The following is a 24138-nucleotide window of genomic DNA, read 5'->3' on the forward strand; positions in this document are numbered from 1 at the left end:
ACTAGCGCCTGCACCTGCGCTGCGGGCCTGCCCGCCTGTGGTAAAATCCCGCGCATGAATACTTCTAACCCAAACGCCAATACTCCTCGCGAACTCGCAAAATCCTTTGACCCAAAAACCATTGAAAGCCAATGGTATGCCTTTTGGGAAGGCAAAGGCTTTTATGCCGCCGGCATGAATCCGCAAGTACAAGACAACTTCTGTATTTTGCTGCCGCCGCCTAACGTCACGGGCACCCTGCATATGGGCCACGGCTTTAACCAGACCATTATGGATGCCCTAACCCGTTACCACCGCATGCGTGGTGACAATACCTTGTGGCAACCAGGCACAGACCATGCGGGCATTGCCACGCAAATCGTGGTCGAGCGCCAGCTCGATGCCCAGGGTGTTAGCCGCCATGATCTTGGCCGCGAGAAGTTTCTGGAAAAAGTCTGGGAATGGAAAGAGTATTCTGGCGGCACCATCACTCAGCAAATGCGGCGCTTAGGCACCTCGCCCGACTGGAGCCGTGAGCGCTTCACCATGGATGCAGGCCTGAACAAAGTGGTCACCGAAACCTTTGTACGCCTGTATAACGAAGGCCTGATTTACCGTGGCAAGCGTCTGGTGAACTGGGATGTGAAGCTGGGCACCGCCGTGTCTGACCTCGAAGTCGTGCAAGAGGAAGAGGATGGCGCCATGTGGCACATCAGCTATCCGCTGGCGGATGGCTCAGGCGCACTGACTGTCGCAACAACACGCCCTGAAACGATGCTGGGTGACGTGGCCGTAATGGTGAACCCGGAAGATGATCGTTACAGCCACCTGATAGGCAAAAATGTCATCCTGCCATTGTGCAATCGTGAAATCCCGGTGATTGCCGATGACTATGTAGACAAAGAATTTGGCACCGGTGTGGTGAAAGTGACGCCTGCGCATGACTTTAATGACAATATGGTCGGCCAGCGCCAGGGCTTGGACAAAATCATTATCCTCAACCTGCAAGGCTTTGTACCCGCAGCAGCCGAAGTATATGCTGCCGACGGTAGCGCCAAAACCGCGATCGCCTTGCCCGCCAACCTGATTGGCCTGGAGCGCTTTGCTGCACGCAAGCAAGTCGTTGCTGATCTCGAGGCCGGTGGCTTTTTGATCAAAGTTGAAAAACACAAATTGAAAGTGCCACGTGGCGACCGCACCAACGTGGTCATTGAACCTATGCTTACTGACCAGTGGTTTGTGGCCATGAGTAAAAAAGGCGAGGATGGTCAAAGCATCACCGAAAAAGCACTAGAAGTAGTGGCTAACGGTGAGATCAAGTTTTACCCGGAAAACTGGGTCAACACTTACAACCAGTGGCTGAATAATATCCAGGACTGGTGTATCTCTCGCCAGCTGTGGTGGGGCCATCAAATCCCGGCCTGGTATAGCGATGACGGCAAAACCTATGTGGCGCACGATGAAGCCGAAGCGCAATCGCTGGCGGCCAAAGATGGCTATACAGGCGCCCTGAAACGCGACGCAGATGTGCTGGACACCTGGTACTCCTCTGCCCTGTGGCCGTTCTCTACTCTGGACTGGACCGGCGACGAAGCCCTTGATGCGCAGAACCAGGCCTTGCAGCAATACCTGCCATCCTCGGTGCTGGTGACCGGTTTCGACATTATCTTCTTCTGGGTGGCGCGTATGGTGATGATGACCAAGCACATCACCGGCAAGATTCCGTTCAAGCACGTCTACGTGCATGGCCTGATCCGCGATGCCGAAGGCCAAAAAATGTCCAAGTCTAAAGGCAACGTGCTGGACCCGATCGATTTGATTGATGGCATTGACCTGGAATCGCTACTGAAAAAGCGCACCACCGGACTGATGAATCCAAAAGATGCCGAAAAAATTGAAAAACGCACGCGTAAGGAATTCCCGGAAGGCATCGCCGCCTACGGCACGGATGCGCTTCGCTTTACTTTTGCCAGCTTGGCCTCACCTGGCCGCGACATCAAATTTGACCTGCAACGCTGCGAAGGCTATCGCAACTTCTGCAACAAACTGTGGAACGCCACCCGTTTTGTGCTGATGAACACAGAAGGACAGGACAATGGTTTTGGCGTGGAAAGTTGCGAAGACGGTGGCCGCAAGTTCAGCCAGGCAGATCGCTGGATCGTCTCACTGCTGCAACGCACTGAAGCTGAAGTTGAACGCGCCTTTAATGACTACCGCTTCGACCTCGCGGCCAAAGCCATTTACGAGTTTGTCTGGGACCAATATTGCGACTGGTACCTGGAAATCGCCAAGGTACAGATCCAGGGCGGCAGCGAGGCCGAGCAACGCGCAACGCGTCGTACGCTGTTACGCGTGCTGGAAACAATATTGCGTCTGGCGCACCCGATTATTCCGTTTATTACCGAAGAAATTTGGCAGACCATCGCGCCGATGACTGAGCTGAAAGACAAGTCACGCGGTACTGACAGCATCATGCTGCAAGCTTACCCGAAAGCGGATCTGGAAAAAATTGATGAGCAGGCCGAAGCCTGGGTGGCCACACTGAAAACGGCGGTTGAGGCTTGCCGCAGCTTGCGCGGCGAAATGAGTATCTCACCCGCTGCCAAGGTGCCATTGATTGCCGCCGGTGATGCAGAGCAACTGGCTGCTTTGGCACCCTACCTCAAATCGCTGGCCAAGCTGGAAAACGTTGATATCGTTGCAGACTTACCAGAAGCCGACGCGCCGGTCATGCTGGCAAGTGACTTCAAGTTGATGCTCAAGGTAGAAATTGACGTCGCCGCAGAAAAAGAGCGCTTAGGTAAAGAAATTGCACGTTTACAAGGCGAGATTACCAAAGCCAACAGCAAACTGGGCAACGAAAGCTTTGTTGCACGTGCGCCAGCAGCCGTGGTCGAGCAGGAAAAAGCCCGCCTGGCAGAGTTCAGTGCCAGTTTAGAAAAACTGCAAACGCAATTAAATAAACTCAGCTAAGACTTAAACCTGAATGCTTTGCAATGTGGCATCTCGCCTATCATCAGGCGACGGTGCCACACTTGTGGCAAAACTTGGCAAAGGCGTTTTTTCTGGCATTACAACCCACACAGTAATTGTGTAAACAAATACCGCAGTGCATACAAAAGTCGTTGTGCTCACTTTTCAGGTCAACCTGGCGCTCACAACCCGGGCAAATATTCTTGCCCAAGCGTTCTAGTGCGGTGTCATAGCCCAACTCTTCACGGCGCTGAAACTCAGGTTGCGACTCTGCCAACTGCTGCTGTGCCAGATAACGCTGCAGGGCAGCAATGGCATACCTGCCACCCACCACCGTTAGCAAAATACCGACCAGATAGCGCACATAACCACCATAATCTGGCAAATACGGCACCAGTTCAACGAAGAATGCCATCAATGCAAAGATAATAAAGCCCCATACAAAAGGCCAGTACTGGGATTTGCGCTGCTTCACAAACAACCAGGCAGCTAGCCCCAGCAAAGGCAACGTCAGCAACAGCCGATACAAAAATACCCGCGTCGCCTTGTGTTGGTAGGCCTCGTCGAATTTTTTACGTGCCACCTCTTCCATGGCATTGATCTGCGTTTGCAGTTGCGCCTCATGCTGAAACAGGTTTGTTTGCTTCTGCTGAATATGCTCTACCGACTTCTCAGCATTGCGCTCCTGCACTTTCAGCGCATCCAATTGCTGTGTGCGCCTGACCAACTCATCATCCTGCGTTGATAACTGCGTCACGTCTCGCGTGGCTACCCAATTATCGAAAGTACTGCGCGCAGCCTGATAGTCTTTTTGTCTAATCGTAAGCTGCAAACTGGCTTGCTCCAGTTGATCAGCCAATCGTTGCCGTTGCTGAACAATGCCGTTCAGCTCTGTGCGCAAAGGCTCCATGGCACGGTCATTAACAAAATGCTCGGTGGTGTATTCAGTCTCTACCCGCGGCAGGTCGCCGATAATATTTTTACCCAAACCGGTTAAAAACCAGGCGAAGATAAAAGCAACGGCCCACAATGCGCGGTTAAACCATTTTTCAGATAATCGAACGCCTTTATTCATCAGCAGCTCCTGATTGGATGTTTATCGATGCTAACGGGCTTTGAGCCCAGCAGCAAGCCAAAGTCTGACACAGGCCCGGCATCTGCCGTTAAAATGATGTTTTAGAGGATAGCAAGATGCCTGAAGCCGACGAAGAAAACCCAAAAGAAGTTCTGTGCAGTTGCAGCGGGACGACGCGCGGGCTGATTATTGACCTGGTCGCGCAAGGCAAAGATATTGAAGGCATTTCACGCTACTCGGGTGCCCTCAGCGGTTGTGGCGGCTGCGAGTGGGAGATTAACGAACTGGTGAATGCCCTCAACGCCAAACACCTCACACAACTGCCAAAACCCTAATGCGCGCACACCGTGCAAAACGGGTCTTTTTTCAAGCGTATCGTGCGCCATTCGGCACTCAGCGCATCCAGCAGCAGCAATCGGCCCTGCATGGTTTGGCCAATATTAAGCAAAACCTTGATCGCCTCCGCTGCCTGCGCAGTGCCTATCATGCCGACCAACGGTGCAAATACCCCGTTATCGGCACAACGCAAGGCCTGATCATCACCCACATCAGGATACAGGCAGTGGTAACACGGGCTTTCGTCATGCCGGAAATCAAACACGCTTAACTGCCCCTCAAAACGGATGGCCGCGCCCGAAACGAGTGGTGTTTTGTGGGTAAAACAAAGCTGGTTCAGCAAGTAGCGTGTGGCAAAATTATCCGAGCAGTCAATCACTACATCGGCTTCGACAACACGCGCGGCAAGCGCGTCATCATTAAGCCACGTTGTCTCGACATTCACTTTGACCTCGGGATTCAAGCTGGCAATTGTCGCCTGTGCAGACAGGGCTTTGTTCTGCCCGACTGCCGCTGTCGTGTGAATAATTTGGCGTTGCAGGTTGGTTAAATCCACGTGGTCAAAATCGCAAATGGTTAAGGTCCCCACGCCAGCAGCAGCCAGGTACATGGCAACTGGCGCACCCAAACCTCCGGCGCCGATAATCAGCGCATGGCTTTGCGTGAGCGTTTCCTGCCCAGCGTACTCAACCTGAGGCAACATAATGTGCCGACTGTAACGTAACAGTAAATCGTCTTGCATGAAAAATCCGTTTATTCAAGGCAGGCGCTGCGCCTGCACCATCTGCTGTATCAATACTTTGGGCGACAACATGACCAAACGGTCATCAAACACCGCACCAGCCGCTTGCTGCTGCGCTTTATCGACAAAAGCGAGGTCGCCATCAGCGTTTTCCAGCTCATCAGAATGCGTGGGTGCTGCCATGGCATGCGCTTGCCCGCCAGACACCGATTGTATGCCACCCAGCCCGTTTTCGCCATGCGAAAGGACAATCGCTGCCGGACGACTGGGCGCACTGGTCACGAGCCCATTGTCGCCAGATACTTGAATATTACTGGCATTCTCTGCCGCAGACACCGAAAACCACTGCGCATGGTGGGTAAAGGTACTATCCGCCCGGTAACGGAAAAACCGCCCCCAGGCATCAGTTGCAACGAGCCCCAATTGCAACCAGGGTAGTAAGCCCTCATCGCCTGTACAACTTTGATTCGCCGATACATTTTCCCAGCCATCTGGCGGCTGGTCAGTATCCGGGCATGGCAAATAATGATAAATAATGGCGTGACCGATCAATGCCTGCTGCGCGACATACAGCCGTTGCTCCGTTTGCTGGTATTTCTGCAAACCATGTTGTACCCGTAATGGCGTCATCAGCCAGCCCATCATTAAACTTAAAATCACCAATGCCAGCGCCATCTCCAGTAAGCTAAACCCTGACATCGCGGCCCTGATGTCGATTTGGCGGTTATGCGGCGCCCGACTCATGGCCGACTCACCTTATCTTGCAGGTCATTGCTCAGCAAGTTGAGCGTAGAGGCATCTTGTACATGCAACGCGAGCAAGGTGGAAGTTTCCAGATACACGTTCAGATGTCCTTTATCCGTGATGCTGTCACGAACCTGCCCTGGCAAGCGCTCTCCGCCCAGAATGATGCTGGCTTGTGTCTGACCTGGTAGGTAAAACACTTGCTCCCGCCATGCATTCTGCTGAAACCAATGATGTTGCTGATTGCCATCCAGCACATGCTGTACTGTCCATGGCCAGTGAGCATTGAGATCCAAAGGCAAGCGACCGATGCTGGTCGCCGTAGAGAGGCATTGCCCGGCACTCAATGACTGACTGCCTAGGCAACCGCTATCGCTGACTGCAGCAGCCATCGGGTAGCTCAAACATGGCACGCCAACACAGCGCAGGCTTCGCTTCACCTCTGCCAACACCTGCTTTTGCATCACTTGATGCATTTGACCCGAGGTGACTGGCCAAACCACATCGTTAAAATGCATGGAGGCTGGTGCCCTGGCAAAACCACGCGAAGTGCCCTCCTGTGGACTGGCGTTATCAGCCGCGCTATTTACATCCAGATAGTGCTTGGCAATCTCCGTGGTTGCCTCCTGACGCTGCTGCACCCAGCCTCCCTCACGCACCAGGGGCTGCATGGGCGCGATCAACACCGCCACGACACCATTGCCTTGCGTTGCATCCCACATCAACCCTTCTGACGAAGCCACACTCCAAGTGCCAGTCGTATCCAGATTTAACGGCCGCAGACGCGGATTATTTTTATAGCGCTCGGAAACGGCATACCATAAACGCTCTCCACTGCCATCGCGTATATCGCCCACACCTAAGGTTTTCCAGGGCAGTCGTCCCAAACGTGACGTATTACTGCAGGATGTTTCAGCAATGCCATCATTATTGCGGTCTGGACAGGGCAAATCACCGGGCCGCGGGCAGTTCAGCTCACACAGCGTCAGTCCTAATGGCTGCTGCGCATAAGCCAGCAAGGCTTGCTGCGCCAAGGCAAGTGACGCCATGGTTTTTTGCATTACGCGCTGGCGGGCAAGATATGTGCCTGGAGCCATATATAGCATCCATCCGCCCATGCCAGATAGCAAGAGCAACACGACCCAGATCGCAACGCCTGTTTGCACACCTCGCTCAACATGATGAGGCATCATGATTGCGCCTCCCCTTGCACGCCAATCAGCTCATCGGGTAACACATTGGGAAAGTTAAACAACACCAGATCGCACTGCGCAGTAATCACCTCTGCGCCTTCAGCCAATGCCCAGCCGCAGCGACGCACCAGCAATAACCCGGCATAAGCATGCTCAAGCTGTTGCAACCAGTCGATGACGGCAGACTCATGAGATACGGACCAATTGAGCTGTATGGACGTCGCCGTGAAGTTCGACGCTGGTGGCTGGCTGGTCGGCCATTGCGAACGACAGGTCACCGCCGTGCAAGACACGGTAGGCTGTATCTCATACGCAACATGCGGCAACGTAAATTGCTGCTGCATGGCGATCAAAGTGCGATCCCAATGATCGAAATCAGGCGACCGCATTAAACCAAATTTCTGCCAGCCTGCACGATGCGCAAGGAAATAATGCACATCAGGCTGGTAACTAGCCAGAAGCGCACTCTGTTGCTGTTGTTGCTGCAATTGATTTCTGGCCTGGCTCAACGCATCTTCAGCCTTCCATTGCGCATGCAACACGATTGCCAGCGCGACAGTGATCAGGCATAACGCGATCAACCAACCGAGCAAAATTGGACGTAAAGCAGACCAATAACCTGTTGCTTTCATAGAGCGGCCGCCTGAGCATCTCGCAGGTACAGCTTAAGCACAGGTGGCTGATCAAGGCCCGGTGCTTGACCAGTATTACCCTGCCGCTGAGCGTTGCTTGCGGATGCAGACGGCATGAGCACCTCTATTTTTTCAACCTCGGGCAAACCACGCAATCGACTGAGCAGTTGCTGCCATTCGATAACCGCCTGGTCATTTTGATCACGCTGCGACCATGTCACGGTCAGCGTTTCCTTCCAAATAGAAGCCTGCTGCGTGGGTACATCATCCTGCGCGGCACTCCCTGCCAAGCCCCATTCCAGTGCCGCCACCTGCCAGTGAGAGACGCCCAGCAAAACATGCTGCATGACGACCAATGCACGATCTGGCGATCGCACGGACGACTGCAAGCCTTGCACCGCCTGCGTCAAGGCGCGCACCCCCGGCAACTGTGCCTGATTGATAGGTTCAGATGGTTTCAGCTGCCCAACATTTAGCTGGCGCTTAATCTGCAGCATTTGCCCCTGCGCCTGCTGTGTGGCTTGTATGCCCACCCAACCTGCCAAGACCATCAGACCGGCCATCACCGCCCCTGCCCAATGCAGGCGACGCTTCATGCGCATGCTGCTATCGAGCATCAGCACAAGCTCAGGGGCCAGATTAGGTAATGGCCGACCTTTTAATATGTGCTGAATCGCCGCCCACTCCATGGCATGCAGCCCCTCTGGCAATGCGTGCCCCTTTAAATGACGCGCCCTGTCTGCTTCAGAAATATCCACCCATTGGCAACCAACAGGTAACTGTGCTTTTAACAACGGGATATCCATCGGCATCTGGCCCAGCCAGGTGAGTGATAATGCATCTGCTTCTTGAAGCCAATGCTGGTGAATCAAAGTCATGCGAATTTGAGTCACCTCATGCGCAATACGATCCACACCATCTTCAGGCGTAGCAGTATCTAGCGGCAATAGGAACAGTCGGCTAAAAAACAGCCGCTGCCGCTGAAGATAGCTAATACGGACTTGTTGTGGTGTGTATTGAACACAGAGTGCATGCATTAAACCTTGCAGGGTGGCGGGCAGGCAACAAGCAAGGCAAAGCGCTTGCGTGTATAGCCCCTGAATTCGAATCGAGTGCTTGTGCAACACGTTCAGCCAGTCAGCCAAAAGAAGAGAAGTCAGCGCCACAAATAAAAAGCGACTTTCCCGGCGCAAGCCCTGCACATTATCCAGGCGGCAAACGGTATGCATGCCTTGTGCAAAAGGCCATGTCGCCAGCTTGCGCATCAACAACTGATGCCCGGCAGACCCTCGCACTTGCGGCAAAGTTTCAATGTGATACTGCTCATCCGCATGATTAGTCAGGAACGAGATTATTGCCTGCGGAAACTGCTGCCACCAGTCTAATAGCGCCATGCGGCTGTCTTCGTCGCTACTAAACACACGCAGGGCTAACACATGCTGACCACTCACATGCACCACGCGCCAGCGCGTTTGATCAAGCAAGACAATGAAATGTTGGCTCGCCATATTTAATAACGCAGACTTGAAAAGCTGTCATAAACCGGCAACATCACCGCTGCCATTAAAAATAACAGCATCATGCCCAGCGCGATGGTGAGCGCGGGCTCAAGTAATCGCAATAACATCTGCAGTTGTGACTGTACCTCCCGGTCGTAAAACACAGCCAGCTGGAATAACATGCGGTCGAGCGCACCAGTGGTTTCACCTACACTTAACATGCGTAACATCAGGGGTGGGAATTGTTGCGTGGCAGCAAAACCAGCCGTGAGGCTTTCCCCAGCCTGAACGCGCTGATGCACTTCTGCAAGCGCCTGTTCCATCACGCGTTGTTGCAACAAAGGCTGGCACCATGCCAATGCCTGCAACAAGGGAATGCCTGTCTGATACATCAATCCGAGAAAACGACAAAGCCTGGCCAATACCAGTTGATGCAACAAACGCCCAATCACCGGCAACTTCAAGAGCCGTTGGTCAAGAAAAAAAGCGAAGACCGGTGATCGACGCATCGCCAGCATAAAGGCTCCCACCAGGGCAATCATGCCAAGTAATAGCCATCCGCCATAAGCCATCATCCCGTCCGACAGCGCCAGCAACAGGCGGGTAGACCACGGCAACTCCTGGCCCAGGCTTTGTAAGAAGCTGGCCATTTGCGGCACCAGAAAAGTCAGCATGACATAAGCAGCAAGCGCCACCATGACACACAACACCGCCGGGTAAGTCAGGCCCCGGCGAATTTGTGACAGCAGTTCGGCCTGCCACGACAATGTACGCGTCAAATGCCCAAAAATCTCCGGCAACTGACCGGTACGCTCACCCGCATCAACAAGCTGACCCAGCAAGGGTGGAAAGACTTTAGGCTGCGCCTGCAAGGCTTGTGACAATAGCCTGCCAGCCTCCAGATCACGTTGCACGGTGCGCAATGCCGCCATCATGCCAGCATGTTCATTTTGGTCAGCCAGCTCGGCCACTGCCTGCAGCAAGGGCACACCCGCTTGCAGCAATTGCTCCATTTGCACGCAAAATAAAATCAATGCCTGCGTACCCACTCTGGGCTGTCGCCACACCCATGGCTGACCCAATTTGAACGTCAGTAACTCCAGGCTCTGCTGCTGTAAACTCGCCATGAGTGCCTGCTCATCGGGCAGCTCCAATACGCCACGTTGCCGTTGGCCATATTGGTCGATGGCGATATAGCGATAGCTGGTCATGGTGTTGCTACCACCGCCTCGAGCGCACTTAAGTCGACCACCCGACGCAACTCCTGCACGCTGGTCTCGCCTGCATTTACCCACTGCAAGCCCTCTTCCGCCAGCGTGGTATAGCCGTGCACCCGTGCCAGTTGCTGCATGGCCAGAGGTTGCGTCAGCATCGCATTCATATCGGCATGCATGGTCAGCACTTCCATAATGACCAATCTGCCATGGTATCCGCTCATGCGGCAGTGCACGCAACCTTCTGCCTCAAATACAGGCCTCGCCCAGGTTTGTGCTGGTGCACATACCTGGCGCAACAGTTGCTCCAGCGTGCGATCAGCCTCGGTTTGCCGCTTGCAGTGTTTACACAAACGTCGTAGCAGCCTTTGTGCAATCACACCCACCAGGCATCCCGCCATCATATGCGGACTGACGCCCAGATCTTGCAGCCGTGAAAAAGCGGCTGTTGCACTATTGGTATGCAAGGTAGTCATCACCAGATGGCCAGTCATGGCTGCCCTCACTGCCATGGCAGCGGTCGATTCATCGCGCACTTCGCCAATCAGGATGATGTCAGGATCCTGCCGTAAAATCGCCCGGATACCATTGATAAAATCTACTTTGTTTGCTGCATTGACTGAGGTCTGGCGCATGAGTGCATGCGGATATTCCACCGGGTCTTCCAGTGTCATGATATTGACGTGCTCGTGATTGAGGTGGCCGAGCATTGAATACAAAGTGGTGGTTTTGCCACTGCCTGTAGGGCCCGTTAAAATCAGCAAACCTTCTGGCTTTTCCAGCATGGTTTTGACGCGTTGCAACTGTGGTGCACGCAATCCCATGGCCTCCAGAGGGATAATTGCCTTGTCGCGGTCGAGTACCCGCAATACAAGATTTTCACCATGCAAAGTCGGATGACTGGACACCCTGAAATCAATTTGCCGACCGCATAAAAACATATTGACCCGGCCATCCTGCGGTGTACGCTGCTCGGCAATGTCCATTCCCGCCAGTATTTTTAGCCGTACACACATGGCCGGCCAGTAGCGATCATGCAAACAGCGGATCTGCCACAACACCCCATCAATCCGGTAACGTATCCTGAGAAAGGCATGCTCAGGCTCGAAATGGATATCCGAAGCGCCTTGCTTGACTGCATCTATCAACACGGCATTCACCAGCCTGATAACCGGCCGCGAGGCTTGCTGCACAGAGAGTGAGGCTGGCGCGCTGCCCTCCTGCTCAATTTCACGCAACAGACTATCGAGTGACAGGCTATGCCCGTAACACTTGTCCAGTGCCTGCTCTAAATGTGCTTCAGTCGCCAATACCGATTTGAGCTGTATGGTGCCACCCAGCATATGCCGCAGTGCATCTAGCACCAGCATATTATTGTGGCCAGACAAGGCCACACGCATGATTTGTTTGTCTGGCGACAAATCCAGCGGCAACAATTTATGTTGTCGGGCAAAGGCCTCCGGCACCATCGCCAGCGCTTCCGGGTCAACAATCACCTGCTGTAAATCAATGCTTTCCTGTGCATGATAATGCGCCAGCACATCGCGTATCATGGCATCAGTTACAAAATGTAGCCTGACTAATTGCTGCCCAAGTAGCAACCGATGTTTTTGTTGTTCAATTAACGCAATTTCTAACTGGTCAGCGGTATCATGCCTTTTGCCAACATCCATTCCCCAATACGAGTGTTGTCTGTGGCGGCCAGCATGCTCAATGCTCCAGTTGCATCAAAAACAGGTCATCCTCAGGCGTATAGTCTGGAATCTCCTGACGGATTCTGCTTAAGTAATCTTCACGCTGCTGAATCTCGCCGCGTTGGCTGGTGACGACCAGCATGCCCGCCAAGGCAATCACCTGATGGGGGTCTTGCTGTAACACCTCTTCAAAAGATGCTCCTGCTAGCACCAGCTGACCAGAAAGTAGTTGTTGTACAGCGGTGTTTAATTGTGATTTCAGGCTCGCTTGCAATTTCGGCATGGCTTGAATTTGCAACGTCAGACGTAACGGTTTGGGGGCTGGTTTTGCTGTGGCATACCCCTCCACCGGCGCCTCAGCTGCTGGATAGCTTAAGGCCGTTACCGGAGATGGCTTCGTAGGCTTGAAAGTAAACAGGCTCGGCAATTTGTTTGATGTCGCCAGATTGCCCAGTGCAGGTGCATGGATAGGATAAAACGCATCCACCGGCTGACTCAAGCCAGCAGGCAACTGTCTGATAATGCCATTTTCACCACCAGACAATATATGATAGCCCTCCTGCCAGACCAGGCCACTGATCAAAACAACGCAGCCCCACAATAAATAACTTAAGCCGATCTCAACGCGCTTAAGATCTGTGATGATCAATGCGCGGCGATAGGCGCGTTGCGCAGAGCGGCCATACCCTGGCCACGATGCCAACAATCTTAGACGTCGATTCATGACGGCTCCCCCACATTGATCTCAAATGCATCAGCAGGTAATTCATCAGGCAATAAAGGCTGAAACGATTGCAAGTCACCCGACCGCACATCGGCGCGCCCGATGACGGTCGGCCTGAGAAAAACAATCAACTCGGTCTTTTTTGCCGCCTGATTTTTACCGGTAAACACTTGCCCAAGCACTGGCAACCTGGATACGCCGGGCACGCGGTCAGTGAATTCGCGTTGATCCTCCTGCATCAACCCACCCAGCACCGCGATATTGCCGCTGGCAATATTCAGCACCGACTCCATTTCACGCACTTGTATTTCAGGGATGCTGCTGACTATCCGCGTACTACCACTGCCCAATTGCGGATTAGGGTCTTCGATATAGCGCAACACCTTGGACACGGTGGGGCGCACATTCAAATTCACCCGCTGATGGCTGTTAATTTGTGCCGTGACGGCCATGACTAACCCGACTGGGACAGTATTGGCGGTAGTGGTGACGGCCTGTAAATTACTGCCGCTATTGCTGCTGCTTTGGGAAATTTGCGACTGAATCGTGAAATACACCAGATTGTCGACCACCTTGAGAATCGCAGTCTGGTTATTGAGCACCATTAATTTAGGGCTGGATAACACGCGCGTTTTACCAAACTGTTCCAGCAAAGTCACGCTGGCACTGAGGTTGCCCAAGCGACTAAACGGATTAAAGTACCCTAGCATGAATGCCACACTGCCATTATTCTGGCCAAGTGCATTTTTACTGTTATTACTTTCCCAGGTGCCAGCAGCACGATTGAACTGTGCCGCATCATTGCCAAGCGATTGCGCTAACTGCCATCCGCGCTGCTGTGCCGAAGCGGACAACCGGCTCCAATCGATGCCCATCTGAAAGCTTTTACTTAACTCTACTTCCACAATCGTGGCTTCAATGAGCACCTGCCTGGCGGCCACTTGCATCACCGACTCCAGATACGACCTGACTTGTGCCTGCTGGCTTTGCGACGCCCGGATCGTCAAAATACCCGTTTCAGGATTGGCAATCAGCCGTGAAGCATGCCAGCGGACATGCGCCTGTTTGACTCTTTCCGAAACAACAGAGGCGCTAGCTGCTGGTTGATCTGGCACCTCGCGCGAATGGCGAGCGGCCTGCATACTGTCGACCGGCTCCGTCGTCTGCACAGGCAAATCCAGGCTTGATGCCGTACTCTCCAGTACCTCAGCACGTGCGATGCTGGCCTTATCAGTTTCGTCTAACAGCGCCTGTATATTCTCGACGACGCTTTCCCACAAGTGATAACGCGATTGCGAAGTGACCGCCGTTCTTGAGCTGTTACTGTTACCGCCTTGCGCCACCGCTGCTTGCACCGTGCCGCCATTGCCAGCAGCCCCTGCGGCGGCTCTGCCAGCACTATTGATTTCACTGGCGACCCCAATATAGCCAGTGGTGTCGCGACTCATATTGACGTAATTCAATTTATAACTACGGATGACAGGCATGTCTGGCGTAATTAACCACACGCCATTCGACCACTCGTAATACATATCCAACTGCTTAGATATACGTGCCAGAATAGACGGCACTGACTGCTGGATCGCATTCAGACTCACCTTGCCTCGCAAGCCTGGGTGCACATCAATATTCAAACTGCTTTCACGCGCAATCGCCAGCAATACCTCCTGAACGGGCGCATCGTGCACCGCCAGGTTAATCAGCAAGGTGGGGGTGGCTGACTTCAATGGCGGCTTGATACTACGGGTAGATTCAATCTCGGAAATATCGACTTCAGGATACACCGCGATAGGAGAGGTTTCTGTCGGAGGCGTGTCTGGCAAATGCAATGCAGAGTGTGTAGACGCATCAAGCGGCTGCCGCAGGCATGCGGTGAGCCAAATACAACACAGCAGGATGAGAGCGGAGCGCATCGACTTCCCCCGTTACGATATTGACATTTTTTAACACATATTAAATATAATCAATGTGCAATGTCAAATCATCTTGAGAGAAAATGCAGGTCACCGACGAGATTGGTGGCCAATGATCAGTCGGCGGGCACACTTTCAGTGCCCGCACTTAGCAATATGGGAGTAAAGACTAGAACAACTCGATTTCGCCGCTAATCACGGTATCTGTGAGCAAACCTTGTGCGATCAACGTCTCATAGTAGCAAATTTGATTTCGACCGTGCTCTTTGGCGTAATATAAAGCCTCATCTGCATGCTCCAGCACCGTATTCGGCAACACGTTCAACGCCATTTTTGAGCAGCCAATACTGATCGTGACCTGCCCCACTTGCGGGAATGAATACGCGGCCAGCGCTTCCTTAAACCGGTCGAGCAACATGATGATGTCATTTTCTTCGGCACAGGAAAACACGCCGACAAACTCTTCCCCGCCAAAGCGGAACAACAAGTCACCATCCCGGAAAGCCTCCTGCATCAACCGTGATAACAGCAGCAGCACTTCGTCACCAATCAAATGGCCATAGGTATCGTTAATTCTCTTGAAGAAATCAATATCAAAAATCACCAGGTAGTGGTGCAAGGGGAATCTGTATTCCGGCTTATAGTCATTGAGCAGGATTTTGCCGACGCATTGATCGAATGTTTTGCGATTGAGCAGGCCAGTCAAGGCATCGCGCTCGTTTTCTATAATCAACCCGGCGTAATGCTGGAACATCTGCAAGCATTGCTCTACCAGCTCAATCTCTTCCGCCGAAAGCGTTTCGTGCTGGATCAGCAGGATGGCACTTTTGTGGGAAATACTTTGCTTGAGCGGGAACACATGCAATTTGCCGCTAGCGGTATCAAAACACGCATGCTGACGATATTCTTGATTCAAATAACCCAACAGCATCGTATAAACCTCTGGCGGCCAGGCCTCAAAGGTCGGATCAGTACTTGATTCCTGAGTATCCATCACCGAAACAAGCTGCCGTTTGGACAATACTTGCATTCTGATCGGCTGCGCCTGGGTTGCAAACACAGACATCCAGTGCTGCATTAATGATAGCAGCGCCGGATCAAGTGCAAGGCTGTCTCTGACCTTGGTGAGGTCGATCAGGCTTTGCATAAATTTTTTCAAATTCAGAGGTGTAGTCATGTTCGCGACAATGGTTGTTTCGAACACTTTATCAAAAGCATACTGTTGGTCTATTGGTAAACAGAGCCAATTTTAGTGACTATTTTTGAATTTAAGACTGGAGAAAACAAGAATGGGGTGGCTAATGGGACTCGAACCCACGACAACCGGAATCACAATCCGGGGCTCTACCAACTGAGCTATAGCCACCACTGGGGAAATTTTGGCCTGCCCGACAGGAATCGAACCTGTAACCCCCAGCTTAGAAGGCTGGTGCTCTATCCAGTTGAGCTACGAGCAGATAGGAGTTACATGCCGACGGGCAATCCAGAGAAACTGGTCGGCGTGGAGAGATTCGAACTCCCGACATCCTGCTCCCAAAGCAGGCGCGCTACCAGACTACGCTACACGCCGAAGACGGAAATATAACCGATTTTCTGAATTTGTGTCAATGTCGATGTGATAAAATTCTATTTTTTACGACAAATATTTTGTTCATGAGCGCTCATATTATTGATGGCAAGCAAATTGCCAGTCAACTGCTAGAGGATATTAAAGCCAACATCGACCAACGTGTACAGGCCGGAAAACGTGCTCCGTGCCTCGCGGTGATTTTATTAGGGGATGACCCGGCCTCTGCCATTTATGTGCGTAACAAACGCCTGGCCTGTGAAAAAACAGGCATCGTTTCAATCGCCCATAATTTACCTGCCAGCACCTCACAAGAAGAATTATTTGCGCTGATCAGGCAATTGAATGCCGATGATGCAACTGACGGCATTTTGGTGCAGTCGCCGTTGCCACATCATATTGATGAAACAGAAATTTTGGCCCTGATTGATCCGGCTAAAGATGTAGATGGCTTTCACCCTTATAACATTGGCCGCCTGGCCGTACGCCAGCCACTGCTGCGCTCTTGCACACCTTACGGTGTGATTAAAATGCTGCAAGCCAGTGGTATCGCACTCAAGGGGCTGGATGCCGTCGTGGTGGGTGTATCCAACCACGTGGGGCGCCCGATGGGTCTGGAGCTGCTGCTGGCAGGTTGCACCGTCACGAGCTGCCATCGCCATACTAAAGACCTGGCGACCCATATTGGCCGCGCTGATTTAATTGTTGCTGCGGCTGGCAAAGCGGGGCTGATTAAAGGTGAGTGGATCAAACCAGGCGCGATTGTTGTAGATATCGGCATCAATCGCTTGCCGGATGGCAAAATCACCGGCGATGTGGATTTCGCAGTGGCCAGCCAGCGTGCGAGCCACATCACCCCCGTACCCGGCGGTGTGGGGCCGATGACAGTGGCAACACTGATGGAAAATACATTAAAAGCACTAGAGCTACGCGAGCAAGCTTCATCCGCGCGCGTTTAAAACACAGCAAAGAGCCTTTGCATGCCCTTAGAAACTGGTGTAAACTCGCGCGATTGTTGATAGACCTAATGCAGTACAAGCGCCTTTTTTGGCAATAACTATTCAGTAGTTTCGTTCTTTGGAACCATCATGGCAGATACCGTTAACAAATCCTTCACCCCTTACCAGCCAGCCGCCGGTGAGGAATACATGAACAAAAAGCAGCAGGATCACTTCCGCAAAATCCTGAATGACTGGAAGTCAGAACTGAGTCACGACATTGACCGTACCGTGCATACGATGCAGGACGAAGTCACCAGCTTTGCTGACCCAAATGACCGCGCCAGCCAGGAGTCTGACATGGCGCTGGAGTTGCGCAACCGCGACCGCGAGCGCAAATTGATTAAAAAAATCGACGAGACCTTGCGCAATATTGACAGTGGCGACTATGGCTACTGCGAAGGTTGCGGCATTGAAATCGGCCTGAAGCGCCTGGAAGCGCGCCCGACTGCCACATTGTGCATTGACTGCAAAACACTGGACGAAATGCGCGAAAAACAAGTCGCGAAATAATCCTCGCCATCAGGCTGAATCCGTTCAGCCCTCGGCAATAAAAAAGGCTGCTTATCATGGCAGCCTTTTTTATTTTTGCGAATGATAGACTGTTACCAGCTCTCCTCCACCGCGAATAAACGTCGGTGTTCGCGTATGGCGTAGCGGTCCGTCATCCCGGCAATATAATCCGCCACCGCACGCGCCTGATTTTGCTTGGCGACCAATTGATACTCGTCCGGCATCAGGGCAGGATTATCCATAAACGCCGTGAACAACTCTGCAATAATGCGGCGCGCTTTGGCACTCATGCGATTGACGCGGTAGTGTTGGTAAAGATGCTTGCGCAAAAATTGCTTGAGCTCGAGGTTCTTTTCCTCCAGCACCTGGCTAAACCCGACCAGGTAGGCAGGCGCCTTGCGCACATCTTCAATGCTGGCTGGGTTTAATGCAGCGATGGCCTGCTGGCTTTGCTCGCATAAATCGACCACCAGCACATTAATCATGCGACGTATGGTTTCATGTACCAGTCGTTTTTCTTCTATCTCGCCATACAGCTTTTTAACTTCGGCCATATTTTCAGCGAAGAGCTGAATGCCAGCCAATTGCTGGATGGTGATCAAGCCGGAGCGCAAACCATCATCCACGTCGTGATTGTTATAAGCAATCTCATCGGCAAAATTGGTGACTTGCGCCTCCAGGCTGGGCGACTCACCGCGCAAGAAACGCTCACCGACATCCCCCAGCAACTGTGCATTTTTGCGCGAACAGTGCTTGAGGATACCTTCACGCACTTCAAAAGTGAGGTTCAAGCCATCAAAACTGGCATAACGGTTTTCCAACACATCGACCACGCGCAATGACTGCAAATTATGTTCAAAGCCGCCGTAATCGCGCATGCAATGATTGAGCGCATCCTGACCGGCGTGACCAAACGGCGTGTGGCCGAGATCATGTGCCAGCGCAATGGCTTCGGCCAGGTCTTCATGCAAGCCCAGCGTACGCGCGATACCGCGTGTGAGTTGCGCCACTTCAATGCTATGTGTGAGGCGTGTGCGGAACAGGTCGCCCTCGTGATTAACAAATACCTGTGTTTTGTATTCGAGACGCCTGAAAGCCGTAGAATGAATAATACGGTCACGGTCACGCTGAAACACATTGCGCAATGGCGACTCTTGCTCGATGACCTTGCGACCACGTGTTTTTTCAGGCTGTGCGGCAAAGTGAGCTAAGGTCATGACGGCTTTCTGTCTTACGCCGCCAATGACAGCGTTTGCTTCAACTTTTCGGCATCGTAATCGGCGGTGATCACCGCCTTGCCAATATCCTGCTGCAAAATCAGGCGGATACGGCCATCTGACACTTTCTTATCCAGCTGCATTAAACGCAGATACTCATCCGCCCCTAAATCTGGCGCTGCAATCGGTAATTTTGCGGCCTGCATAATAGTTTTAATACGTGCCATTTGCGCCGCATCGAGCCAGCCCATACGTTGCGACAGATCCGCCGCCATCACGGTACCGGTGGCCACCGCTTCACCGTGCAGCCAGACACCATAACCCATGGCATTTTCAATGGCGTGACCAAAGGTATGGCCCAGATTGAGCAGGGCACGCTCGCCCTGCTCATGCTCATCGGCCACCACCACCTCAGCTTTATTCTGGCATGAGCGGTAAATGGCATAGCTGGCAACAGCAGTGTCCAAGGCCATCAGGGCGGACATATTGATTTCCAGCCAATCAAAAAAGTCGGCATCGCGAATCAGGCCGTATTTAATGACTTCAGCGACCCCTGCCGATAATTCGCGCTGCGGCAAAGTCTTCAGCGTGTCGATATCGGCCAGTACCAATTTAGGCTGGTAGAACGCCCCTATCATGTTCTTACCCAGGGGATGGTTAATGCCGGTTTTACCGCCAACACTGGAATCCACTTGCGACAACAAGGTGGTCGGCACCTGGATAAAGGGTACACCACGCAAATAAGTCGCCGCCGCATAGCCTGTCAAGTCACCAATCACTCCGCCACCGAGGGCAATCAGGGTGGTGTTACGCTCGCAGCGGTTTTGCAGCAAATGGTCATAGATGATTTGCAGCGTCTGGTTATTTTTATACGCTTCACCATCCGGCAAAATAATTTCAATCACGCTCACACCTGCATCGCGTAAGGGCTGGGCAATGGCCTGCATATATAAAGGTGCCACCGTCGTATTGCTGACAATCGCCACCTGTTTGCGTTTCAAATGCGGCAAGATCAGATCAACCTGGCCTAGCAGGCCATTGCCGATATGAATAGGATAACTACGGTCAGCCAGGCTGACGGTTAAGGTTTGCATGATGGCTCCAACGCATTGAGGGCGTTTTCAATTTTTTGGATAATCACCGCCACCGGCTGATGGCCGGTATCGACGATCAGGTTTGCAGTTTCGGTATAGAGTGGATTGCGGGCGTGAAACAATTGTTCCAGCTTGGCTTTCACGTCCACATTTTGTAGTAAAGGGCGATTTTTATCGTTACGGGTACGTAAATACAGCTCATTGACATTGGCACGCAGATAAATCACATAGCCATACTGCTTGAGGATATCGCGGTTTTCCGGCGCAATAATGGCACCACCACCCGTGGCGAGCACAATATTATCCTGCTGCGCAAACTCCTCCAGCGTAGAGGTTTCGCGCTTGCGGAAACCCGCTTCGCCTTCCAGTTCAAAAATAGTCGGAATCTTGACGCCGGTACGTTGCTCAATCACATGATCGGTGTCGTAGAAGGTCTTGCCCAGACTTTTGGCAATCAATTTGCCAACGGTGGTCTTACCTGCCCCCATCAAACCGATCAAAAATATGTTGTTTGGTATTTGCGCACCCATAAAAAAACCCAACTGTTTCAGTTGGGCATTTTAAGGCAAAGCCTGTCGGCTGTCAGTAATCGTGCGCGTTTGCTTACGCTAATTAGTTCAAAGCCAGCGTTTCATCCATCACTTTCGGCGTGATAAAAATCAACAACTCAGTTTTATCCTCTTGCTTGGTGTTGCGTTTGAACGCATAACCAACCACCGGCAAGTCACCAAAGAAAGGCACTTTGTCAGTAGATTTACGGGAGACCTGCTCGTAAATCCCGCCCAAGACCACTGTCTCGCCGTTGCCCACCAGGACCTGCGTTTGTACGTTTTGCGTATTAATCGCCACGCCACCGGGCAAGGTTTCACCACGGCTGTCTTTGCGTACATCCAAATCCATAATAATTTTCTGGTCTGGCGTGATTTGCGGGGTCACCTCCAAACTGAGCTCAGCCTTTTTAAAGCTGACCGCAGTTGCACCGCTACTGGTGGCACTTTGATAAGGAATCTCCACCCCCTGCGCAATACGCGCTTTCTGCTGGTTGGCCGTCGTCACGCGAGGACTGGAAATCACTTTACCACGTGAATCTGCTTCCAAAGCCGACAATTCAAGGTTCAGTAATAAATTGGCCGACAACTTGAGCAAGCTCAGCGCAATGCCACCATAAGCGTTGGTCACGGGCAGGTTGGACATCAAATCAGGCTGACCATTGGAGCTGATAGTGTAGTTGCCCAGCGTCGCACTCTGTACTGTGCCGCCCTGCGTACCCAGCGTATACGTGCCCGTGCCGCCCGCTGTAGTAGGCGCGGTATAAGCTGTGGCCTTATTTCCTAACGTCCCACCTATCGACAAGCTGGTATTACTGCCCGGTGTACCGGTTTGCGAAATACCAAACCGCGCGCCCAATGCCTTAGAGAAGGTATTGGAAGCAATCACCATGCGTGATTCGATCATGACCTGCTTCACAGGCACATCCACCTTGTTAATGATGGTCTGGATTTCCTCCAGTTTTCTTGGCGTATCCTGCACAAAAATCGTATTGGTGCGCGCATCAAAAGTCACGCTACCGCGCTGCGACAGAATACGGTTCATACGGCCCGCCGACGAGCCTCCAGAAGCCCCAGCAGAAGTACCGCCTGAACTGCCACCTGAACCACTGGTGCTGCCACCGAGTAACATGTTTCTAAAATCTATGGCTTTCTGGTATTTCAACGAGAATACTTCTGTACGCAGGGTTTCCAGGGTCTCGCGCTCAGCTTCAGCAGTGAGTTGCGCCTTTTCCTTGGCGGCAAACTCCTCTGCCGGTGCAATCGAAATCACACTGCCGTTGACGCGCATATCCAGGCCTTTGCTTTTCATGATCACATCCAGCGCCTGATCCCATGGCACATCCTTCAGGCCGATAGTTACGCTGCCGGAGACGGAGTCACTAACTACAATGTTTTTGCCTGTGAAGTCAGCAATCACTTTCAATACATCCCTGACATCTACACGCTGGAAGTTCAAGGAAAGTTTCTCACCGGCATAGCCTTGCTTGGAGCCTTGAATGAGCTTGTTAGGATCTTTTGCTAATGGACGGATATCTACCACCAGGCGGCGATCGGTCTGGTAAGCAGACTGCTCCCAATCCCCCTGCGGCTCAATCACGATTTGTGCCTGGTTGTGATGTCGTAAAGCATCAACATACAATACAGGCGTATTAAAGTTGATCACATTCAGGCGGCGTTGCAATGCTTCCGGCAACTCGGTATCGGCAAAATCAACCACCACCGTTTTACCTGCATTACGCACGTTGACACCCACACGGTTATCCGAAAGATCCACCAAAATACGGCCTTCGCCATTTTTGCCACGCACAAAATCAATCTTCTGAATTTTGTGTCCGGCAGCAACTTCCTGCTCAGAAAAACGCTTGGCAGCCACGGCGGCAGCCGGGGCTTCTACGCCCTCTTGTGTGAGCCCGACCAGCAAGGTCTGATCCTGTACCTGTAACTGGTGCTGCACTGGTTTGGATAAATTGAGCACCACGCGGCTGCGGTCACTGGCTTGCGCCACTTGTACAGATTTCAATACACCCTGATTCACTGGCAGCACATTCTTGCCGGTGGCATTGCCGGCATTGGGGATATCAAAAACAATCCTGGGCGGATTACTTAAAGTGAAACTGAGTGGCGCAGTGGCGAGTGGTTGCGCCATCTGCAATTGCACGTTCAAACGCCCTCCCGGCAGTGCAGTGACATCCACGGCTTGCAGTTGGTTAGTCGCCGTCGGCAAATCAGCCGCAACGCTCCATCCCGACGTGGCGAGTGCCACAGACAAGAATGCCACCCGGGCAACAAGAAAGCTTAATTTTTTCATCATTGATGTTCCTGCAGTTCCAATGTTGTCATTTGCTCGGCCCATTCCCCGCTCACCGGGTCTTGAATCGTCTCTTTTATTTTTAACTCGTATTTCAATGTCTGGCGGTTTTCTGCCAAGGCCGTAATCACACCAAACTTTTCTCCCAGGTGTGATCCAGGCTTTACCTGATACACCATATTGTCAGGCGTTTGTATGGTGGCAAACATGCTGTTCTTTTTGCTCAGTACACCGACAAACTTGAGGCTTTCCAATGGATACGCTTCCAGCGGTTCCTTGGGGCGTTTCAAATCAGGCTGATTGGTGTTTTGCACCGAGGCCTTGCGCGGCACAAACGGATCATGCAGCACGCCATCAACGTTATATTGCTTGGGAGAAAACCCCTGCACCTCTGGCAATGGCTCCACCGGTGCCACCATAGTCTGGTTGGCCTCATTCATAAACTGGGTCAAATCGTCATCCTGTGACGTACCGCAGGCCGTGAGTAACACGGCCGGAATCAGGCAAAACAAGTAATTGTTGCGCATCATTTCTTCCCTGCCTTGCTTTCTTGGGCTTTACGCGCAGCAACTTCTTCCGCGTCCAGATAGCGGTAGGTTTTGGCGACAGCTTCCATCACCAGCATATCTTTATGCGGCTGCTTGTCGTCCTTGCCGGCTGGCTGGATTTGCAGGTTATGCAAGGTCACGATACGTGACAACTTGGCCACCTCAGTGACAAATGCGCCCAAATTATGGTAACGCCCTAACACTTTGATATTGATAGGCTTTTCAGCATAAAACTCGGCAAAAATCTCTGGCATCGGCACAAAGCCTTCAAAAGACAGGCCCTGGCTTACGCCTGCCTGGTTAATATCGGTCAGCAAACCATCCATCTCGGACTTATCCGGTAACTGCTTAAGCAAAGTGCCAAACGTGCGCTGAATCTCAACCACTTGCTGCTCATAAGCCTTGATCTTCATAGCCTGTATTTTTTTGCCCAGGTATTCGTCACGCAAGCCTTGTTCTTTTTCTTTTTCAGCTTTTAATTCTTTAAGGTTAGGGCTGAGGAGAAACACATAGCCCACTACCAGCAGCGCTGCCGCCAGTATCGTCAACAAGACCGCTTTCATCGGCATCGGCAAATTGCCGGCCGTTTTGATATCTATATTATTAAAGTCAGAAAGTTGCATC

At 52.3% G+C, this 24138-nt stretch carries 20 protein-coding genes, 3 tRNA genes and 1 pseudogene; 4 read left to right on the top strand and 20 right to left on the bottom strand.

Annotated features, from left to right (window positions below):
- The first annotated feature begins 54 nt into the window (after positions 1-54).
- The gene (locus GQ52_RS04040) at positions 55-2952 is read left to right on the top strand and encodes a valine--tRNA ligase (RefSeq protein ID WP_047515406.1); all 2898 of its coding nucleotides are present in this window, start codon (positions 55-57) and stop codon (positions 2950-2952) included.
- Between the two features lie 43 nt (positions 2953-2995).
- Here the strand turns inward: GQ52_RS04040 and GQ52_RS04045 are convergent, their stop codons facing one another.
- Positions 2996-4027, bottom strand: a complete 1032-nt coding sequence (locus GQ52_RS04045) for a zinc ribbon domain-containing protein (RefSeq protein WP_047515408.1) — start codon at positions 4025-4027, stop codon at positions 2996-2998.
- Positions 4028-4143: 116 nt separating this feature from the next.
- Here GQ52_RS04045 and GQ52_RS04050 point away from each other — a divergent pair, with 116 nt between their 5' ends.
- Positions 4144-4362, top strand: a complete 219-nt coding sequence (locus tag GQ52_RS04050) for a (2Fe-2S)-binding protein (protein ID WP_024930335.1) — start codon at positions 4144-4146, stop codon at positions 4360-4362.
- On the opposite strand, the gene GQ52_RS04055 is transcribed toward GQ52_RS04050, so the two are convergent.
- The 13 genes and pseudogenes from GQ52_RS04055 to GQ52_RS04115 all read right to left on the bottom strand — a co-directional run bounded on the left by GQ52_RS04055 (position 4359) and on the right by GQ52_RS04115 (position 16288).
- Positions 4359-5105 carry a molybdopterin-synthase adenylyltransferase MoeB gene (locus GQ52_RS04055; RefSeq protein ID WP_047515410.1) on the bottom strand — a complete coding sequence of 249 codons (747 nt, stop codon included), beginning with the start codon at positions 5103-5105 and terminating at the stop codon, positions 4359-4361. The genes GQ52_RS04050 and GQ52_RS04055 overlap by 4 nt on opposite strands.
- A gap of 15 nt (positions 5106-5120) precedes the next feature.
- The gene (locus GQ52_RS04060; protein WP_047515412.1) at positions 5121-5849 is read right to left on the bottom strand and encodes a type II secretion system protein; all 729 of its coding nucleotides are present in this window, start codon (positions 5847-5849) and stop codon (positions 5121-5123) included.
- Positions 5846-7042: a hypothetical protein gene (locus GQ52_RS04065; RefSeq protein WP_047515413.1), complete on the bottom strand. Its 1197-nt coding sequence runs from the start codon at positions 7040-7042 to the stop codon at positions 5846-5848. The genes GQ52_RS04060 and GQ52_RS04065 overlap by 4 nt, the downstream gene beginning before the upstream one ends.
- Entirely contained in the window at positions 7039-7674 is a 636-nt protein-coding gene (locus GQ52_RS04070) for a hypothetical protein (RefSeq protein ID WP_047515414.1), read from the bottom strand. Before GQ52_RS04070 ends, GQ52_RS04065 begins: the two co-directional genes overlap by 4 nt.
- Positions 7671-9182 carry a hypothetical protein gene (locus GQ52_RS04075; RefSeq protein WP_047515415.1) on the bottom strand — a complete coding sequence of 504 codons (1512 nt, stop codon included), beginning with the start codon at positions 9180-9182 and terminating at the stop codon, positions 7671-7673. Before GQ52_RS04075 ends, GQ52_RS04070 begins: the two co-directional genes overlap by 4 nt.
- 2 nt (positions 9183-9184) lie before the next feature.
- Positions 9185-10384 carry a type II secretion system F family protein gene (locus GQ52_RS04080; RefSeq protein ID WP_047515417.1) on the bottom strand — a complete coding sequence of 400 codons (1200 nt, stop codon included), beginning with the start codon at positions 10382-10384 and terminating at the stop codon, positions 9185-9187.
- Positions 10381-12095 (bottom strand): annotated as a pseudogene (locus tag GQ52_RS04085) (GspE/PulE family protein). The gene GQ52_RS04080 and the pseudogene GQ52_RS04085 overlap by 4 nt, the downstream one beginning before the upstream one ends.
- A gap of 2 nt (positions 12096-12097) precedes the next feature.
- Complete coding sequence (locus GQ52_RS04090) at positions 12098-12805, bottom strand: hypothetical protein (RefSeq protein ID WP_235272953.1); 708 nt, start codon at positions 12803-12805, stop codon at positions 12098-12100.
- Positions 12802-14718, bottom strand: a complete 1917-nt coding sequence (locus tag GQ52_RS04095) for a type II secretion system protein GspD (RefSeq protein ID WP_235272955.1) — start codon at positions 14716-14718, stop codon at positions 12802-12804. The genes GQ52_RS04090 and GQ52_RS04095 overlap by 4 nt, the downstream gene beginning before the upstream one ends.
- 169 nt (positions 14719-14887) lie before the next feature.
- Positions 14888-15895, bottom strand: coding sequence for a GGDEF domain-containing protein (locus GQ52_RS04100; protein ID WP_232411220.1), 1008 nt, complete (start codon positions 15893-15895; stop codon positions 14888-14890).
- 113 nt (positions 15896-16008) lie between these two features.
- Positions 16009-16084: transfer RNA gene (locus GQ52_RS04105), tRNA-His, on the bottom strand.
- Positions 16085-16098: 14 nt separating this feature from the next.
- A tRNA-Arg gene (locus GQ52_RS04110) sits at positions 16099-16175 on the bottom strand.
- Between the two features lie 36 nt (positions 16176-16211).
- A tRNA-Pro gene (locus tag GQ52_RS04115) sits at positions 16212-16288 on the bottom strand.
- An 83-nt stretch (positions 16289-16371) separates the two neighbouring features.
- On the opposite strand from GQ52_RS04115, the gene folD reads away from it, so the two are divergent.
- Together folD and dksA are read left to right on the top strand one after the other, a co-directional pair.
- Entirely contained in the window at positions 16372-17244 is an 873-nt protein-coding gene (gene folD / locus GQ52_RS04120; RefSeq protein ID WP_019880977.1) for a bifunctional methylenetetrahydrofolate dehydrogenase/methenyltetrahydrofolate cyclohydrolase FolD, read from the top strand.
- A gap of 129 nt (positions 17245-17373) precedes the next feature.
- A complete protein-coding gene (dksA, locus tag GQ52_RS04125; protein WP_019880976.1) occupies positions 17374-17796 on the top strand; it encodes an RNA polymerase-binding protein DksA in 423 nt (140 codons plus the stop codon).
- Between the two features lie 92 nt (positions 17797-17888).
- Here the strand turns inward: dksA and GQ52_RS04130 are convergent, their stop codons facing one another.
- The 6 genes from GQ52_RS04130 to GQ52_RS04155 form a co-directional block, all read right to left on the bottom strand.
- Entirely contained in the window at positions 17889-19013 is a 1125-nt protein-coding gene (locus GQ52_RS04130; protein WP_047515423.1) for a deoxyguanosinetriphosphate triphosphohydrolase, read from the bottom strand.
- Positions 19014-19027: 14 nt separating this feature from the next.
- A complete protein-coding gene (gene aroB, locus GQ52_RS04135) occupies positions 19028-20107 on the bottom strand; it encodes a 3-dehydroquinate synthase (protein WP_047515424.1) in 1080 nt (359 codons plus the stop codon).
- On the bottom strand, positions 20095-20637 hold the full coding sequence (locus GQ52_RS04140; protein WP_019880972.1) for a shikimate kinase: 543 nt from the start codon (positions 20635-20637) through the stop codon (positions 20095-20097). The genes aroB and GQ52_RS04140 overlap by 13 nt, the downstream gene beginning before the upstream one ends.
- Positions 20638-20719: 82 nt before the next feature.
- Positions 20720-22969 (bottom strand): type IV pilus secretin family protein, encoded by a 2250-nt coding sequence (gene pilQ / locus GQ52_RS04145; RefSeq protein WP_047515425.1) that lies wholly within the window; start codon positions 22967-22969, stop codon positions 20720-20722.
- Positions 22966-23496, bottom strand: a complete 531-nt coding sequence (locus tag GQ52_RS04150) for a pilus assembly protein PilP (protein WP_047515427.1) — start codon at positions 23494-23496, stop codon at positions 22966-22968. Before GQ52_RS04150 ends, pilQ begins: the two co-directional genes overlap by 4 nt.
- Positions 23493-24137 (bottom strand): type 4a pilus biogenesis protein PilO, encoded by a 645-nt coding sequence (locus GQ52_RS04155; protein ID WP_047515428.1) that lies wholly within the window; start codon positions 24135-24137, stop codon positions 23493-23495. The genes GQ52_RS04150 and GQ52_RS04155 overlap by 4 nt, the downstream gene beginning before the upstream one ends.
- Position 24138: the final 1 nt, after the last annotated feature.

The sequence above is a fragment of the Methylophilus sp. Q8 genome, assembly GCF_000800115.1.
Classification (GTDB): Bacteria; Pseudomonadota; Gammaproteobacteria; order Burkholderiales; family Methylophilaceae; genus Methylophilus.